The following is a 15,864-nucleotide window of genomic DNA, read 5'->3' as shown; positions in this document are numbered from 1 at the left end:
AAGGCGATAAGCGTGCGGAACTTGTCGGTGGGGTGAGTCAGAATGCTCATCGTGCCCCGACTCGGCTCCGGAATCCCGCTCGTCGCCCGTACCCACGAGATGCGGCGGCTCCGCGCCGCCTTCGCCCGGGCTGAACGGGGCGAAGCCGGCGCGGTGCTGCTCTCGGGGGACGCCGGGGTCGGCAAGACCCGGCTGCTGACCGCGCTCGGCGAGCACGTCGGCACGTGCGGTGGGCTGGTGCTCACCGGCCGCTGCATCGACGTCCGCGAGGGCGGCCTGCCTTATCTTCCCTTCGCCGAGGCGCTCGCCCCGCTGGGCAGCGCGACGGACCCCGCGGTCGCGGCCGCGGTGCGGTCCCGGCCGGCGCTCGGGCGGCTGCTGCCGCAGGGCCAGGGCTTCGAGGAGCCCCGCACGGCGGAACACCCGCCGATGACTTCCAACGACCGGGAAACCATGGTGCGTCCCCGGCCGGAGCAGGATCTCGGTCAGCTGCAGTTGTTCGACGCGGTACTGGGGGTGCTGACCGAGATCGCCGAGACGCGGCCGGTGGTGATCCTGCTCGAGGATCTCCACTGGGCCGACGCCTCGACCCGCAACCTGCTGTCCTTCCTGCTCAGCAGGCTGCGGGCGCAGCGGCTCCTGGTTGTGGGCAGCTACCGCGAGGAGGACGTGCACCGGCGCCACCCACTGCGCGGCACCCTCTCGGAGCTGGTCCGGCTCGCCACCGTCGAGCGGGTCGACCTGCACCCGTTCGGCACCGTCGACGCCCGCCGGTTCGTCGAGGCGCTGGCCGACGAGCCGCTGCCGGCCGACGTCGTGGCCGACATCGTCACCCGCTCCGAGGGCAACCCGTTCTTCGCCGAGGAGCTGCTCGCCACCAAGACCGAGTGCAACGACCTGCCCGCCGGGCTGGCCGAGGTGCTGCTGTCCCGGCTCGAGCGGCTCTCGCCGGACACCCGCCGGGTGGTCCGCGTGCTCTCGGTGGCCAACGAGCCGGTGATGCACGCCGCGCTCGCCGACATCTGCGGGCTGGGGGAGCTCGAGCTCGACGAAGCACTGCGCGAAGCCGTCCAGCACCACGTCCTGGTGGTGCTGTCGGACGGCTCCTACACGTTCCGGCACGCGTTGCTGCAGGAAGCGGTGTACGGCGATCTGCTGCCGGGGGAGCGGTCGCGCACCCACGCGGCGTACGCCGCTCGGATCCAGTCGCGGCCGCAGGGCCGCGGGCACGACGCGAAGCTGGCCTACCACTCGATGCAGAGCAGCGACCTGGTCACCGCGCTGCCGGCGTTGCTGCGCGCGATGGACGAGGCCGAGAAGCTCGGCGCGCCCGGGTCGGCGCTGCAGCACGTCGAGCAGGCGCTGTCCATCTGGGACGCCGTCCCGAAGGCGGACCGGCCCGAAGGCTTCGACGAGCTGCGGCTGCTGCACGAGGCGTCGTACTTCGCGGGCACGTCCGGCGAGCCCGAGCGGGCCGCCGCGTTCGCCCGGTCGGCCACCCAGGCCCTGACCCCGGAGACCTCGGCCGACCGCGCGGCCAAGACGTGGCGCCGGCTGGCCGAGGCATTGCTGGCGCTGGAAGGCACCCTCGACGAGGCGACCGCGGCCATGGACCGGGCCTGGGACCTGGTGAAGGACTCCGAGCCGAGCGGGACACGCGCCTGGGTGCTGGCCGGCCGGGCCGGGTTCCTGCGGATCCTCGAACAGCCGGAGGCCGCGCTGGAAAGCGCGCGCACGGCGGTCGCCGACGCGCAGGCGGTCGGGGCGGCGGCCGCGGAAGCCGCGGCCCTGGTCACCGTGGGCACGCTCGCCGACTCCGCGGGCGATCCCGCCGAAGCGCGCGAATGGCTGCGCCGGGCACAGCGGAAGGCGCGGGACGCCGGCGCGCCGAACACCGAGATCCGTGCGACCTACTTCCTCGCCCTGAGCTACGACGACCACGCCGAGTTCGCCGAAGCGCTGGAGCACGTCGCCAGCGGCGTCACTCGCGCCGAAGAGGCCGGGCTCAGCTGGAGCGTCTACGGGCTGGAGCTGCGCGCGCGGCAGCTGACCTTGCGCTACCTGATGGGCGACTGGCCGGACGAGAACGCGAGCCGGGCCGGGCGCGGGGTGTCGAGCGCGGTCGCGGCGCGCATCCTCGCCATCTGGTCGCTGTTCGTCGTCGCCCGCGGCCGGTTCGACGAAGCCGCGAAGCTCGTCGCCGGGCTGCGGCAGCACTGGACGGCGGACATCCAGATCCCGCTGTCGGTCGGGGACGCGGGCATCCAGCTGGCGTACTGGCGGGGCGAGCACGCCGAGGCGGTGCGCCGGGCCGAGGACCTCGTCGGCTGGCTGGAGCGGATCGAACCCGGCCTGCTGGCCGGCATCCGGGTGGCCGCGGTCGGCGTGACCGCCGCGGCCACGGCGGCCGCCGAAGCCCGGGTCCGCGGTGACCAGGCCGCGGCCGACGCCGCGGTGGCGGCGGGTGAGCGGATGCTGACCCACGGCCGGATGTGCGCGGTGGTCGGGCAGCCGCGGTCGGGCAAGCTCGGGCCGGAAGGCCGGGCGTGGCTGGCCCGGCTGGAGGCGGCGGCGTCCTGCCTGCACGGCCGCGGTGACGCGGCGAAGTGGGCGGCCGCGGCGGAGGCGTTCGGTTACGGCGCCGTCTACGAGCAGGCGATCTGCCGCTGGCACGAAGCCGAAGCGCTGCTGGCCGCTGACGCGGACGCGAAGCCGGCGCTCGAAGCGGCCCACGCGGTGGCGACCCGGCTGGGTGCGCTCCCGCTGCGGGACGCCGTCCGCGACCTGGCGCACCGCGCCCGGGTGGAGCTGGCCGGCGTCGAACCGGCGGCCCCGGCCCGCGCGGTGGTCGACCCGCTGACCGACCGCGAGCGTGACGTCCTCGAGCGCGTGGCGCTGGGCCGCACGAACCGCCAGGTCGGCGAAGAGCTGTACATCAGCGAGAAGACGGTGAGCGTCCACCTGTCCCGTGTGATGGCGAAACTCGGCGCGAGCCGCCGCGCGGAAGCGGTCGCGATCGCCTACGACCGCGGCCTGCTGACGGCTCCCACCGCCGAACACGCGTGATCAGAGCCGTAACTCGCGTGATTGAAGCCGGAACTCACGTGATCAGAGCCGTGACGGCTTCAATCACGCGAGATCCGGCCTGGATCACGCGAGTTACGGGTTGTGTCAGCGGGGGAGGCGGCGGAGGGCCTTGAGGCCCAGCGTCATGCCGCGGGACCACAGCGAACCCGGCACCCGCTTCGGCGGCCGCAGGGCCAGGCCGCGCTGCAGCGCGATCGACTGGGACTCCGTGTACTTCAACAGGCCTTCGGCGCCGTTGCGGCGGCCGACGCCGGAGTCCTTCATCCCGCCCATCTGGACGCCGACACTGCCGAACGTCGCCGCGTAACCCTCGTTGACGTTGACCGTGCCGGCCTTGAGGCGCGCCGCGACCTCCCAGCCCGCGCGGCCGTTGCGCGACCAGACGCTGGCGTTGAGCCCGAACGGGGTGTCGTTCGCGCGGTCGATGGCTTCGGTGACGTCGGTGTAGCCGTAGATCGAGACGACCGGCCCGAACGTCTCCTCCGCGAACGGCACCATGCCGGGCGTGACGCCGGAAAGCACGGTCGGCTCGTAGAACAGCGGGCCGAGGTCGGGCCGGGCGCGGCCGCCGGTGAGCACCGACGCGCCCTTCGCGCGGGCGTCCTCGACGTGCGCCGACACCGTCGCGAGCTGGTCCTCCGACGTCAGAGAACCCATCTGGGCCTGGTAGTCGAGCGCACCGCCGAGCTTCAGCGCGGCGGTCCGGGCCACGAACGCCCGGGTGAACTCCTCGCGGATGGACTCGTGGACGTAGATCCGCTCGACCGACACGCACAGCTGCCCGGCCGAGGAGAAGCACGCCGTCACCGCGCCCGTCGCCGCCTTCGCGACGTCCGCGTCGGGCAGCACGACCATCGGGTTCTTGCCGCCGAGCTCCAGCGAATACGACGTCAGCCGCTTCGCCACCTGCCCGGCCAGCTCCTTCCCGGTGGGCGTGGAGCCGGTGAAGCACAGGTAGTCGGACTCTTCGACCAGCGCGGTGCCGATCTTCGAGCCGCGGCCGAGCACGATCTGCCAGGTCCCGGCCGGCAGCCCGGCCTCCTCGGCGAGCTCGTGCAGCCAGAGGGCCGAAAGCGCGGTCTGGTTGTCCGGCTTCTGCACCACGGTGTTGCCGGCCGCCAGCGCCGGGAGGACGTCCATCGCCGTCAGCGCGAGCGGGTAGTTCCACGGCGAGATGACCCCGACAACACCCTTGGGGTGCCGGATCTCGCCGGCGCGCGTCAGTCCGGGGATGACCCCGGCGACCCGGCGCGGGGCGAGCAGCTTCGCGGCGTGCTTGCCGTAGTAGGCCGCGACCAGCGCGGTCGCGCTGACCTCGTCGAACGCGTCGAGCCGGGCCTTGCCCGCCTCGACCTGGACCAGGTCGAGGACTTCGTCCTGCTTGGCGAGCACCAGGTCGTGCAGCTTGGTGAGCACGCGGGCGCGCTCGGCGGGGGAGTGGTCCGCCCACGCCCGCTGGGCCGTCCGGGCCGCGGCGAACACCGCGCGGACGTCGGCGTCGGTGGCCTGGGGCAGGGTCGCGATCGGCTGCCCGGTGAAGGGCGCCCGCATGCGGATCGGCGCCGAGTCCGCGCCCCCGGCCACGCGGGCGACGAGCTGGGCCGCCCGCGCCGAGCCCGGCGCCCCGGCCACCCCGCCGACGGTCGGCGGCAGAGGGGTCGTCTCGAGGGCGTTCGCGGGGGTGGTGCTGGTCATGACGTCTCCGTTCCGCGGCGTCCGGAGTCCACACGATGGCCGCGCAGGGGTTACCGACGAGTACACCATACCGTCGGTACGTCAGATGTCCAGTCTGATGTGAATATGTTTCACGTTTTGGGCGGGTCCAGCGGCGGGAGCTGGTAGGTCGGTTCGGTCGGTGACGCCGGTTCCTGCTGCCCCGGGTGCGGGTGCGCCTGGGTCGCGCCGCCGTAGGACTCGTCGGGCTGCTGCGCGGGGAACGGCTGCGACTGCGGGCCCCCGGACTGCGTCGGGAAGGGCTGTGCCGGGAAGGGCTGAGACGATGGCCCGCTCTGGGCCGGGAACGGCTGCGAGCTCGGGAACGGCTGTGCCATCGGAGACTGCTGTGCCACCGGGGACTGCTGGGCCCTCGGATACTGCTGCGGCGGACCGGGATACGGCCGTGACTGCTGCTGGTAAGGCCCGCCGTACGGCGCCGGGAACCCGGCCGGCGAGGTGGCGGGTGCGCGTCGTCCGGCCAGCACCGCGAACACCAGCGCCACCAGTGCGACGACCCCGCCGCCGAGCAGCAGCCAGAACCCCGTGCCGGTCGCGTAGTGCGACTTGACGGTGCCTTCCTCGGAGTTGTAGCTCAACGTCGCCGAGACGTCCATGCCGAGCATCCACACCGCCGCGGTCACCCCGGCGGCGCCGGCGACCAGCGCCGTCCGGCCGCCCGAACGCACCCCGGCGCCCGCCGAACGCCGGGTGCCGGCGAGCGTCAGCGCCGCTCCGGCCAGCAGCACGACCGCACCGGCGGTGAGCGGGATCCCGTACCGCGCGACGTGGGTGTTCTCGTAGAACTTCGCCGCCTCGGCCCCCGGTTCGACACCGAACGAGCGCGACCAGGCGCTGATCGTCTGGCTGCTCTCGGTCTTGCCGTCCACGACCTGCTCGAACGACGTCTGCGGCAGGAACGACCCGACCACCACGAGCGCCGCGGCGAGGACACCGAGGATCGCGGCGAGCAGCCGGATCAGCGAGCCCGCGTCACGCGAAGGTGGGCGTGGCGGCGCCTGGGGCGGGGCGTAGGGGTGCTGCTGCTGATACGGGGGTGGCGCGCTGGCAGTCATCGGGGCTCCCCTTCGTTCCGGGGGATTGGACCACGAATCCGCCTGCGGGATAAGGGGCATTCCAGCCCTTGCGGACGCGGCTGGTCAGCTTGGCCCAGTGGTGGCGTCCTGGTAGAGCAGGACGGCGATCCGCTTCCACTCGTCGAGGAGCTGCCGGCGCCGGTTCGGGTCCCCGCCGAGCTCGGCGTCCAGCGCCAGCCCGCGGGTCAGGTTCACGGTGAGCCAGAACAGCATTTCCGCGCGCTCGGGCGGAAGTTCACCGGCGACCTGGGTGACGTGCTCGAGCGTCGCGCGGCCGAGCGCGCGGTCGACCGGGCGGATGGCCGCGCGCAGCTCGGGGTCGGTGCGGGCGGCGACCCACAGCTCGGTGACGGCGGTCGAGAGCGTGCCCGAGTAGCCGGTCCACAGCAGGTCGATCGCCGCGGCGACACCGGTGCCGCCGCTGGGCAGCTCGTCCAGCGACGCCGCGAGCTGCCGCCGCAGCTTTGTCGTCAGGTGCTCGACGGCGGCCGCCATCAGCTCGGCCTTCGCGGTGAAGTGGTGCTGCACCGCACCCTTGGAGACGCCGGCGCGGGCACAGATCTCCTGCACCGACGTGCGCGCGTAGCCGACCTCCACCAGGCAGTCGATGGTGGCGTCGAGCAGTGCCGTGCGGGTCTGCTCGCGCCGCTGCGCCTGGGTCCGGTGCGCCGTCGACGTCACTTCGGCCTCCCTGCTTTACCTACAGGCCGGTACGGATGTACATTCCGATGAGAACTTACATGCTGATCGTCATGTTTTCCAGCAGGAGGTCCCGTGCCGCTGAAACTCCCGAAGAGCTCCTGGAACACGACCGAGCTCGAAGACCTGCGCGAGCTCGCGCGGTCGTTCCTGCAGAAGGAGGCCGTCCCGCACCAGGAGCGCTGGGCGGCGGAGAAGAAGGTCGACCGCGAGCTGTGGACCAAGGCCGGTGACGTCGGCCTGCTCTGCCTGTCCATCCCCGAGGAGTACGGCGGGGGCGGCGGCACCTTCGCCCACGAAGCCGTGCTGTACGAGGAGCAGGCCCGGGCCGGCGACAGCGCGTGGGGCGTGACCGTCCACAACGGAATCGTCGCGCACTACCTGAGCGCGTACGCCTCCGAAGAGAAGAAGCGCGAGTGGCTGCCGAAGCTGGCCAGCGGCGAGCTGGTCGGCGCGATCGCGATGACCGAGCCGGGCACCGGTTCGGACCTGCAGGGCATCAAGACCCGCGCGGTCCGCGACGGTGACCACTACGTCCTCAACGGCGCCAAGACCTTCATCACCAACGGCTTGCACGCCGGCCTGGTGGTCGTCGCGTGCAAGACCGACCCCGACGCGGGCGCGCAGGGCGTCTCGCTGATCGTGGTCGAGACCGACACGCCGGGCTTCCGCCGCGGCCGCGTGCTCGACAAGGTCGGGCTCAAGGGCCAGGACACCGCCGAGCTGTTCTTCGACGACGTCCGCGTGCCCGCCGCCAACCTCCTCGGCGACGCCGAAGGCCAGGGATTCATCCAGCTGATGCTGCAACTGCCGCAGGAACGGCTGATCATCGCGGTCACCGCGGTGGCCGGCCTCGAAGCGGCGGTCGACCTCACCCTCGAATACACCAAGGAGCGGACGGCGTTCGGCCGGCCGATCTTTTCCTTCCAGAACACCAAGTTCAAGCTCGCCGAGGCCGCCACCGAGGCCGCCGTCGCGCGGGCGTTCCTCGACCAGTGCATCGAACGGCACCTCAAGGGCGAGCTCGACGTCCAGGGCGCGGCGATGGCGAAGCTGTGGACCACCGAGCGGGTCAACAAGGTGATCGACGACTGCGTGCAGCTCTTCGGCGGTTACGGCTACATGACCGAGTACCCGATCGCGCGCGCCTGGGCCGACGTCCGGATCTCCCGGATCTTCGGCGGCACCAGCGAGATCATGAAGGAAATCATCTCCCGCTCGCTCTGAAAGGACCCCGGTCATGAAAGCAGGTCCGCTCAGCGGCCTGAAGGTGGTGGAGCTCGCGGGTCTCGCGCCCGGGCCCTTCGCCACGATGATCCTCGCCGACCTCGGCGCCGACGTCGTCCGCGTCGACCGCGCGACGCCGGGGGAGGACGTGCTCGGCATCCCGACCGACCCGCTCGCCCGCGGCCGCCGATCGGTCGGCATCAACACGAAGACGCCCGAAGGCGTCGAGCTGGTGCTGAAGCTGTGCGACACCGCCGACGTCCTCATCGAGCCCTTCCGCCCCGGCGTCGCCGAGCGGATCGGGCTCGGCCCGGACGTCGTGCACGTCCGCAACCCGCGGCTGGTCTACGGCCGGATGACCGGCTGGGGCCAGGACGGCCCGCTGGCCTCGGCCGCCGGGCACGACATCAACTACATCGGCATCGCGGGCGCGCTCGAGCCGATCGGGCGCGCGGGGGAGCGGCCGGTGCCGCCGCTCAACCTCGTCGGCGACTTCGGCGGCGGCGGGCTGCTGCTGGCGATGGGCATCCTGGCCGCGCTCCACGAGCGGACCACGTCGGGCCGGGGCCAGGTCGTCGACGCGTCGATGGTCGACGGCGCGGCGCTGCTCACCACGAGCCTGCACGGCATGGCCGCGGCCGGGCTCTGGGGCGGCGGCCGCGGGGACAACATGCTCGACGGCGGCGCCCCGTTCTACGACACCTACGAGACCGCGGACGGCAAGTACGTCGCCGTCGGCGCGATCGAGATGCGGTTCTGGGGTGACCTGGTCAAGGTCCTCGAGCTGGACCCGGCGGAACTGCCGCTGCACATCGACAAGACGCAGTGGCCTCGCCTCCGCGAGATCCTCGCCGCGGCGATCGGCAAGCACACGCGCGACGACCTCGTCGCGCGTGCCGAAGGCACCGACGCGTGCCTGACCCCGGTGCTCGCGCCGGGCGAAGCCGCGTCGCACCCGCACAACGCGGCGCGTGGCACGTTCGTCGAGATCGGCGGCATGGTCCAGCCGGCCCCGGCGCCGCGGTTCGGCCGCACCCCGCCGGAGACGCCGGAAGCCCCGCACGCCAAGGGATCCGACACCGAAGCCGTGCTGGCCGAGCTGGGCGTCACCGACCTCGACGCGCTGCGTTCGGCGGGCGCGATCGCCTAGTTCTTCGCCAGATCGGAGCGCACGACCGAGTAGAGGATGCTGTCGCGCCAGTCGCCGTCTCGGAAGCAGTAGCCGCGAAGGACTCCTTCGCGGGTGAAGCCGGCCTTCTCGAGCGAGCGCTGTTCGGCGCGGTTGCCCACCTCGGTCGTCGCTTCGATCCGGTTGAGCTGGGTGTGCGCGAAGAGGTACTCGGCGAGGAGGCGCTGCGCTTCGGTGCCGTAGCCGTGGCCGCGCGCCTCCGAAACCAGCACGAGCCCCATGTTCCAGCAGTAGGACGTCGGCCCGGTACGGCTGCGGTGCCACGAGACGAGCCCGAGCACGCGGTTCCCGAGCACCGGCACGAGCATGCCGCTGTCGGGGGTGAGCATCCCGGTCTCGTGCCACCGGCGGCGCAGGTAACCGGGGTCGTGCCAGCCGAACCACTGGTGCTCGCCGCTCGCGGCGGGATCGTTGCTCAGCCGTTCCAGGAGGTCGAGGTCGGCCTCGGCGACGGGCCGGAGCACGACTCTGTCGACATCGTCGTCCATCCGCCGACCCTATCGGCCGGCCGACCGGAATCGCCGCCGCGGCGCGGGATCCACTCACTAGAGGCATGACCCGTGACCGAGCGGGCATCTCGCGTGATCAGGAAGGCATCACCCGTGACCGGGCAGGCATCAGCGTGATGCCCCTCCAAGCACGCGAGATGCCTGTCGGATCACGCGTGATGCCCCGCTGGTCACGCGAAGCTGCCGTGCCGGCCTTCGCCGCCGGTGAACCGGGCGGCGCCGTCCACTGCTTCCGCCGCCAGCACGCCCGTGCCCATCGCCGCGCCGAACTCCGCCGTCAGCGCGTCCTCTTCGGACTTGCCCCATTGGCCGAGCGCCGACAGCCGGTCGCCGCGCAGGCACGCCTGCGGGAACGCCGCGAGCTGCCGCGCCAGCTCCTGCGCCGCGGACACCGCGTCACCCGCCGGCACGAGCCGGTTGGCCAGGCCGATCGAAAACGCTTCGTCCGCCTCGACCGGCCGTCCGGTCAGGATCAGGTCCATCGCCCGCGACTGGCCGATCAGCCGCGGCAGCCGCACCGTGCCGCCGTCGATCAGCGGGACGCCCCAGCGCCGGCAGAAGACGCCGAACACCGCCGTGGCGTCCGCGACCCGCAGGTCGCACCACAGCGCCAGCTCCAGCCCGCCCGCGACGGCGTGCCCGTGCACCGCCGCGATCACCGGCTTGCCGAGCGTCATCCGGGTGGGGCCCATCGGGCCGTCCCCGTCCGGGTGAGTGCGGTTCATCCGGTCGGTGCCGATGGCCTTGAGGTCGGCGCCCGCGCAGAACGCGCCACCGGCTCCGGTCAGCACCGCGACCGCCGCTTCGGGGTCGGCGTCGAAGGCGCGGAACGCGTCGGCCAGCTCGACGGCGGTCGGGCCGTCCACGGCGTTGCGGGCGGCCGGCCGGTCGATGGTGATCGTCGTCACTCCGCCGTCCCGCTCGACCAGCACGTTCCGGGTCATCGCCGCTCCTAGGGGGTTGATCGGGGTGTCTTCCGGGCACCGCTTCCCTAGAGTAGTGACGTGGCCACTCCCAGGACGGGGACGGCGAGCCGGGGAGGAAGCGCATGTCGAGTGGCGTGAAGAAAATTCTGATCGTGGGCGTGGTTGCGCTCGTGCTGTTCTTCCTGATCACCCAGCCCAACCAGTCCGCCGAATTCGTGCACCGGGTGCTCGGCTGGCTGAAGGACGGCGCCGAAGCGATCGTCACGTTCTTCCGGACGCTCTTCTCCTGACCTCGCACGACCCGCTCACCGGCCCCGTTTCGGCGGCGCCGGCGGTCACCGTGCGTGTTAACGGACGGTAAATCACTGAGTGTCACCAATCCCGGATTTCGGACCGAAGACTCGACCATCCGGGTGGATTGCCGCTGAAAACGCGCAGGTCGGCGAATTCGTGGCACCGGGGGTCTGGCGAAGGAGACCACCCCGGCCCTACGGTGCTCACATTGCGTGATCGGGTGGTTCGCCCTCCCCCTCGGAGACCCCCGGTACGCAGGCAGTTTCCACTCAGCAAGGTGCAGGTGGGTGCGTGCGGCACCACCGCGTGGGACAGGCGTCAGGGCCTGTCCGTCGGGGACCTACAAGGAGGCAGGGATGACCGGAGATCCCGGAGTGGACGCGCTGATCCGGCAATGGGCCGCCGAGCGCGAGAGGACTCCCGAGGAGCAGGAGGTCGACCGCATCGCGTCCGCGTGGTTGGCCGACGCCCCGCCGCAGGCCCCGGGCATCCCCGGCCAGCGAGCCCGGTCCGGGCAGCAGCGGTTCGTCCCGGTCGAGTCGGCCGACCCCGGTTACCTCGACGCCATGCGCCGCCGTCTGCCGGAGGTGCCCGAAGAGCTTCTCACGGCCGCCGCGGGCTGGTGGCAGATGGTCGGCGGCGTCGCCGAGGCCGAGGAGTGGTGGGACGCCGGTCTCAGCCCGCTCGACCAGCGGGCCCTCGACTACCGGGCGGCCGGACTCGCGCCGTCCGACCTGAGCCGCCGGCTCGGGCCGATGACCGTTTTGCAGCACCTCCGCCGCGGCAGTGCCCCGGCTTGGTGCGTGGCGCGCCTCGCGCGTCAGCAGAAGTCCGCCTGACGAGACGAATTCCACTCGGCCGGGTGAACCGGCGTGGTGAGACGATATCGGCGACCCGCGTAACGCTAACCTGCGCGGGCTCGTTGACAGTTCGTCGACATCACGCTGGAGGACCGGAGTTTCGTGCGCAGGAGTACCGGAAAGACCGAGGACGACCCGATCGACGCCGTCGACGAAGCCGCCCCCGCCGCACCGGCACCGGCGTCACGCTCCCAGAGTGTCGCAGTGCTCACCCGGCTGATCGTGGTCCTCGCCGTGCTGGCGGTCGCCGGCGGCGGGATCTGGCTCGTCACCCGCGCGTCGACGCCGGAAGCGAGCCCGCTCACCACCGAAATCCCCGCCTTGCAGGTCAAGGCCGCCGACGTCCGCCCGGGGTCGGTCGCCCCGGCGGGAGGCGCCGTCGCGGGCGGGGCCGAGCAGCAGACCACCCCGCAGCAGGCCCGGTCGCGCACCACCGGCCCGGAGACCCTGACGCAGTGGGCGAGCCAGGTCGCCGCGGCCAGCGGCGTCCCGGCGCGGGCGCTGTCCGCCTACGGCAACGCCGAGCTGGCGATGCGCGCGGACCAGCCGAAGTGCAAGATCTCCTGGGCGACGCTCGCCGGCATCGGCCGGATCGAGTCCAACCACGGTCAGTACGCCGGCGCGGTCCTCGGCCCGGACGGGCGGCCGTCGAAGCCGATCATCGGCGTCCCCCTCGACGGTTCCGCCGGGGTCCAGGCCATCGGCGACACCGACGGCGGCCGCTACGACGGCGACGCGGGAGTCGACCGCGCGGTCGGCCCGATGCAGTTCATCCCGAGCACGTGGCGCAAGTGGGCCTCAGACGGCAACGGCGACGGCCTCGGCGACCCCCAGCAGATCGACGACGCGGCCCTGGCCGCCGCCCGCTACCTGTGCGCGGGCGGCCGCGACATGGCGAGCCCGTCCGGCTGGTGGGCGGGGATCCTGTCGTACAACAACTCGACGGAGTACGCGCAGAAGGTGTTCGGTCTCGCCGATGGTTACGCGAAGGCCGCCCAGTCGGTGCGCAAGCAGGGCTGACAGTTCTCCTCAGGCGAAGCCGGATGTGGACAACTCCGGTTTGACCGCTCGCGGAGCCGGGGATCGCCGTCGGCCGCGTGGCTACTGAGGTTTCTGAGGTCGCTGTGTCGAGGCGCACCACCCTGCTGCCGCCAAGGGCATCTCGGCGTTCCGGCACCGGAGGATGCCTCGCGCGTCGGCGGCCGACTTTGCCGGGGCCATGCCAAGGGTGGGCGAAGGCCGCCCAGTCGGTGCGCAAGCAAGGCTGAACGGGTCGCGTCAAAGCCGGGTAAAGGGCTGCCGACCTGCGTGAGAGCCGGGCCACGCGTGACATGGTCGGCCGTCGTCCCTCAGCCGGCCAGTGCTAGCGTCGAGGCCGTGCCAGCTTCCCCTCCGCCGGCGGCTTCCCCCTGGGGACGCCGGCTCGCGATCGTCGCGACGTGCCTGGTGAGCCTGCTGATCTGCTGCGGGCTCGCGTGGTGGCAGTGGGACCGCTTCACTTCGGCCAACGGCACCTTCCAGAACCTCGGTTACGTCCTGCAGTGGCCGCTGTTCGGGCTGTTCCCGGCGTTCATGTTCTGGCGGATCCGCCGGCTGCGGCAGAAGGCCGAGGCCGACGGGACCGCGGACGAGCGCCCGGTCCCGGCCCCCGTCGCCGAAGTGCCCGCCCCTCGTCCCCGGCCCGACGCGCCGCAGGTGCCGCGCACGGACGAGGACGAGGAGCTGGCCGCGTACAACCGTTACCTGCGCGAGCTGCACGCCCGCGACCAGCAGGCCGCAGAGTGAGGACGACCCGATGACCACCAGCACCGAAGGTGCCGCCCCGACGACGGCGCCGCTCACCGGCCCCCTGGTCCGGTTCCGCACCGCCGCCTACGTCACCGGCGTCGGCCTGCTCGGCCTGTGCTTCGTGATGGTGCTGCGGTACGGCTTCGACAACCCGACACCGTCGGCGGTCTACTCACCGATCCACGGTGTGCTGTACATGATCTACCTGGTGCTGACCATCGACCTGGCGATCAAGGCCCGCTGGTCGATCAAGGGCACCGTGCTCGTGCTGCTGGCCGGCTGCGTCCCGTTCGTCTCGTTCCTCGTCGAGCGCCGGGTGACGCACAAGGTCAAGGCCGGGCAGAAGCTGTAGCGGCCTGGCGCCGGAACGTCAGCGCCACCAGGAACGTGCAGGCCGCCAACACCGCGGCCGTGGCGAACGCCGAGGTCATGCCGTCGACGACGAGCTGCGGCCCGGTGGAGCCGGTCGCGGCCGCCGAGCGGGTCGCCGACCCGAACACCGTGATCAGGATGCCCAGCCCGAGCGTGCTGCCGACCTGCTGCATCGTCTGGAGCACGCCGCCCGCGGCGCCCGCGTCCTCGGTGGGCACGGTAGCCATCACGATCACGTTGAGCGGCGCGAACGCCAGCCCGCCACCGAGGCCCATCAGCAGCAGCGGCCCGAACAGCGCCGGGAAGTACGTGCTGCCGGTGGTGAGCAGCGCGAGCCAGCCGACCCCGGTGACCATCAGCAGGGACCCGGTGACGGCCAGCGGCTTCGGCCCGTAACGGGGGAGCAGCCGCGGCACGAGCCGGCTCATCGTGAAGATCAGCGCCGCCATCGGCAGGAACGCGAAGCCGGTGGCCAGCGCGGCGAAGTGCCGGATGTCCTGCATGAACTGGGTGAGGAAGAAGAACATCGACATCATCGCCATCGGGCCGAGGAAGAAGTTCACGTAGGCCGCGCTGCGGTTGCGGTCGGCGAAGAGCCGGAGCGGGACCAGCGGCATCGCGGTGCGCGCCTCGATCGCGACGAACGCGGCCAGCAGCGCGAGGCCGCCGGCGAGCGAGCCGAGCGTCACGGCATTGCCCCAGCCGTCGGACGCGGCGTGGGTGAAGGCGAACACGAGCGCGCCGACGCCGAGGGTTCCGGTCACCGCGCCGGGCAGGTCGAGGTGCGCGGGCCGGCGCTGCGGCTCGGGCACGAATCGCGGCGCGAGCAGGACGATCGCCAGGCCGAACGGGACGTTGATGAACAGCGCCGCGCGCCACGAGATCCACTCGGTGAGCAGGCCGCCGACGATCAGGCCGATCGCGAACCCGCCGCTGGCCATGGCGGAGAACAGCGACAGCGCCCGGATGCGGGCCTTGGTCTCGGTGAACGTCGTGGTGACCAGCGCCAGGGTGCTCGGGCCGGCCATCGCGGCGCCGACCCCCTGCAGGACACGGGCGGCGATGAGCAGCGCGGCCGAGTCGGCGAGGCCGCCGGCCAGGGAGGCGAGGGTGAACACGGCGGTGCCCGCGACGAACATGCGCCGCCGCCCGAACAGGTCGCCCGCGCGGCCGCCGAGCAGGAGCAGGCCGCCGAAGACCAGGCTGTAGGCGGTCATCACCCAGGACAGGCCGGTGGCGGAGAACCCCAGGTCGGCCTGGATGCGCGGGAGCGCGACGTTCATGACGGTCGCGTCGAGGATGAGCATGAGCTGGCAGGTGAGGATGATCGCGAGGACCAGCCCGCTGCGGCGGGCCGGGGCAGGCTCGACCGCACGATGGATCGTTTGCTGGGACAAGAGATACTCCCCCAAGGAGTACGAAGGTAAGTGGAGATCTTCTCCACTTGGGTTCGATCCGATAATATGGAGAGCGTCTCCGGATGCGCAAGTGAATTCGGAGAATCTCTCCGGTTAAGTGGCGAGGAGGCCGGGATGCCGGGCGGGGACACGGCGCGTCCGATGCGGGCGGACGCACGACGCAACTACGAGCGCATCGTCGCGACCGCGAACGAGCTCTTCACCGCGCACGGCGCCGAAGTGCCGCTCGACGACGTCGCCAAGAAGGCGGGCGTCGGAGCGGGCACGCTCTACCGGCACTTCCCGACCCGCGAAAAGCTGTTCGAAGCGGTCTACCGCGACGAGATCGAGGTGCTCGCGGACCGCGCGTACGTGCTGCACGAAGAGCTGCCACCGTGGGAGGCACTCGAGGCGTGGCTGACCGAGCAGGTCACCTGGGTCGTGGAGCGGCACAAGCTGGCCACGATCCTCAAGGAGTCGATCGACTCGGGCTCGGAGACCTTCCAGTACTGCCAGCAGCGCCTGCGCGCGGCGACCGGCGTGCTGGTCGACACCGCGCGGGAAGCGGGCCTGATCCGCCCGGACGTCGTGGGGGCCGACGTCCTGCGGCTGGGCCACGGGGCCGGCATGGCGGTGCGCAACTGCAGCCCGGAGGACGGCAAGCGGGTGCTGACGGTGATCCTGGACGGCCTGCGCGCGTGACGCA

General features: G+C 72.1%; 15 protein-coding genes. 9 read left to right on the top strand and 6 right to left on the bottom strand.

Annotated features, from left to right (window positions below; genetic code table 11):
- The first annotated feature begins 42 nt into the window (after positions 1 to 42).
- Complete coding sequence (locus ACIA5G_RS18055) at positions 43 to 3,066, top strand: helix-turn-helix transcriptional regulator (protein WP_395924364.1); 3,024 nt, start codon at positions 43 to 45, stop codon at positions 3,064 to 3,066.
- 105 nt (positions 3,067 to 3,171) lie between these two features.
- Here the strand turns inward: ACIA5G_RS18055 and ACIA5G_RS18050 are convergent, their stop codons facing one another.
- The 3 genes from ACIA5G_RS18050 to ACIA5G_RS18040 all read right to left on the bottom strand — a co-directional run bounded on the left by ACIA5G_RS18050 (position 3,172) and on the right by ACIA5G_RS18040 (position 6,578).
- Positions 3,172 to 4,782, bottom strand: a complete 1,611-nt coding sequence (locus ACIA5G_RS18050; RefSeq protein ID WP_395924362.1) for a succinic semialdehyde dehydrogenase — start codon at positions 4,780 to 4,782, stop codon at positions 3,172 to 3,174.
- Positions 4,783 to 4,892: 110 nt separating this feature from the next.
- The gene (locus ACIA5G_RS18045; protein WP_395924360.1) at positions 4,893 to 5,876 is read right to left on the bottom strand and encodes a hypothetical protein; all 984 of its coding nucleotides are present in this window, start codon (positions 5,874 to 5,876) and stop codon (positions 4,893 to 4,895) included.
- 84 nt (positions 5,877 to 5,960) lie between these two features.
- The gene (locus ACIA5G_RS18040) at positions 5,961 to 6,578 is read right to left on the bottom strand and encodes a TetR/AcrR family transcriptional regulator (protein WP_395924358.1); all 618 of its coding nucleotides are present in this window, start codon (positions 6,576 to 6,578) and stop codon (positions 5,961 to 5,963) included.
- A 93-nt stretch (positions 6,579 to 6,671) separates the two neighbouring features.
- On the opposite strand from ACIA5G_RS18040, the gene ACIA5G_RS18035 reads away from it, so the two are divergent.
- Positions 6,672 to 7,823, top strand: a complete 1,152-nt coding sequence (locus tag ACIA5G_RS18035) for an acyl-CoA dehydrogenase family protein (RefSeq protein WP_395924356.1) — start codon at positions 6,672 to 6,674, stop codon at positions 7,821 to 7,823.
- A 13-nt stretch (positions 7,824 to 7,836) separates the two neighbouring features.
- Positions 7,837 to 8,973, top strand: a complete 1,137-nt coding sequence (locus ACIA5G_RS18030) for a CaiB/BaiF CoA transferase family protein (protein ID WP_395924354.1) — start codon at positions 7,837 to 7,839, stop codon at positions 8,971 to 8,973.
- Here the strand turns inward: ACIA5G_RS18030 and ACIA5G_RS18025 are convergent.
- Positions 8,970 to 9,500, bottom strand: a complete 531-nt coding sequence (locus ACIA5G_RS18025) for a GNAT family N-acetyltransferase (RefSeq protein ID WP_395924352.1) — start codon at positions 9,498 to 9,500, stop codon at positions 8,970 to 8,972. The two genes, ACIA5G_RS18030 and ACIA5G_RS18025, sit on opposite strands and share 4 nt — an antisense overlap.
- A gap of 191 nt (positions 9,501 to 9,691) precedes the next feature.
- Positions 9,692 to 10,465, bottom strand: a complete 774-nt coding sequence (locus ACIA5G_RS18020) for a crotonase/enoyl-CoA hydratase family protein (protein ID WP_395924350.1) — start codon at positions 10,463 to 10,465, stop codon at positions 9,692 to 9,694.
- Positions 10,466 to 10,581: 116 nt separating this feature from the next.
- On the opposite strand from ACIA5G_RS18020, the gene ACIA5G_RS18015 reads away from it, so the two are divergent.
- The 5 genes from ACIA5G_RS18015 to ACIA5G_RS17995 all read left to right on the top strand — a co-directional run bounded on the left by ACIA5G_RS18015 (position 10,582) and on the right by ACIA5G_RS17995 (position 13,741).
- Positions 10,582 to 10,737 (top strand): hypothetical protein, encoded by a 156-nt coding sequence (locus tag ACIA5G_RS18015; RefSeq protein ID WP_395924967.1) that lies wholly within the window; start codon positions 10,582 to 10,584, stop codon positions 10,735 to 10,737.
- Between the two features lie 360 nt (positions 10,738 to 11,097).
- The gene (locus ACIA5G_RS18010) at positions 11,098 to 11,580 is read left to right on the top strand and encodes a helix-turn-helix transcriptional regulator (protein ID WP_395924348.1); all 483 of its coding nucleotides are present in this window, start codon (positions 11,098 to 11,100) and stop codon (positions 11,578 to 11,580) included.
- A 123-nt stretch (positions 11,581 to 11,703) separates the two neighbouring features.
- A complete protein-coding gene (locus ACIA5G_RS18005; RefSeq protein WP_395924346.1) occupies positions 11,704 to 12,621 on the top strand; it encodes a lytic transglycosylase domain-containing protein in 918 nt (305 codons plus the stop codon).
- Between the two features lie 357 nt (positions 12,622 to 12,978).
- Entirely contained in the window at positions 12,979 to 13,386 is a 408-nt protein-coding gene (locus tag ACIA5G_RS18000) for a hypothetical protein (protein ID WP_395924344.1), read from the top strand.
- A 10-nt stretch (positions 13,387 to 13,396) separates the two neighbouring features.
- Positions 13,397 to 13,741 (top strand): DUF3817 domain-containing protein, encoded by a 345-nt coding sequence (locus ACIA5G_RS17995; RefSeq protein ID WP_395924342.1) that lies wholly within the window; start codon positions 13,397 to 13,399, stop codon positions 13,739 to 13,741.
- On the opposite strand, the gene ACIA5G_RS17990 is transcribed toward ACIA5G_RS17995, so the two are convergent.
- Positions 13,719 to 15,158: an MFS transporter gene (locus ACIA5G_RS17990; RefSeq protein WP_395924340.1), complete on the bottom strand. Its 1,440-nt coding sequence runs from the start codon at positions 15,156 to 15,158 to the stop codon at positions 13,719 to 13,721. The two genes, ACIA5G_RS17995 and ACIA5G_RS17990, sit on opposite strands and share 23 nt — an antisense overlap.
- A 135-nt stretch (positions 15,159 to 15,293) precedes the next feature.
- On the opposite strand from ACIA5G_RS17990, the gene ACIA5G_RS17985 reads away from it, so the two are divergent.
- Complete coding sequence (locus ACIA5G_RS17985; protein WP_395924338.1) at positions 15,294 to 15,860, top strand: TetR/AcrR family transcriptional regulator; 567 nt, start codon at positions 15,294 to 15,296, stop codon at positions 15,858 to 15,860.
- Positions 15,861 to 15,864 lie beyond the last annotated feature (4 nt).

Origin of the sequence: Amycolatopsis sp. NPDC051758, from assembly GCF_044453095.1 — a bacterium.
Classification (GTDB): Bacteria; Actinomycetota; Actinomycetes; order Mycobacteriales; family Pseudonocardiaceae; genus Amycolatopsis.
Note: the sequence above shows the minus strand (reverse complement) of the source record. Positions and strands in the feature narration are given on the sequence as shown.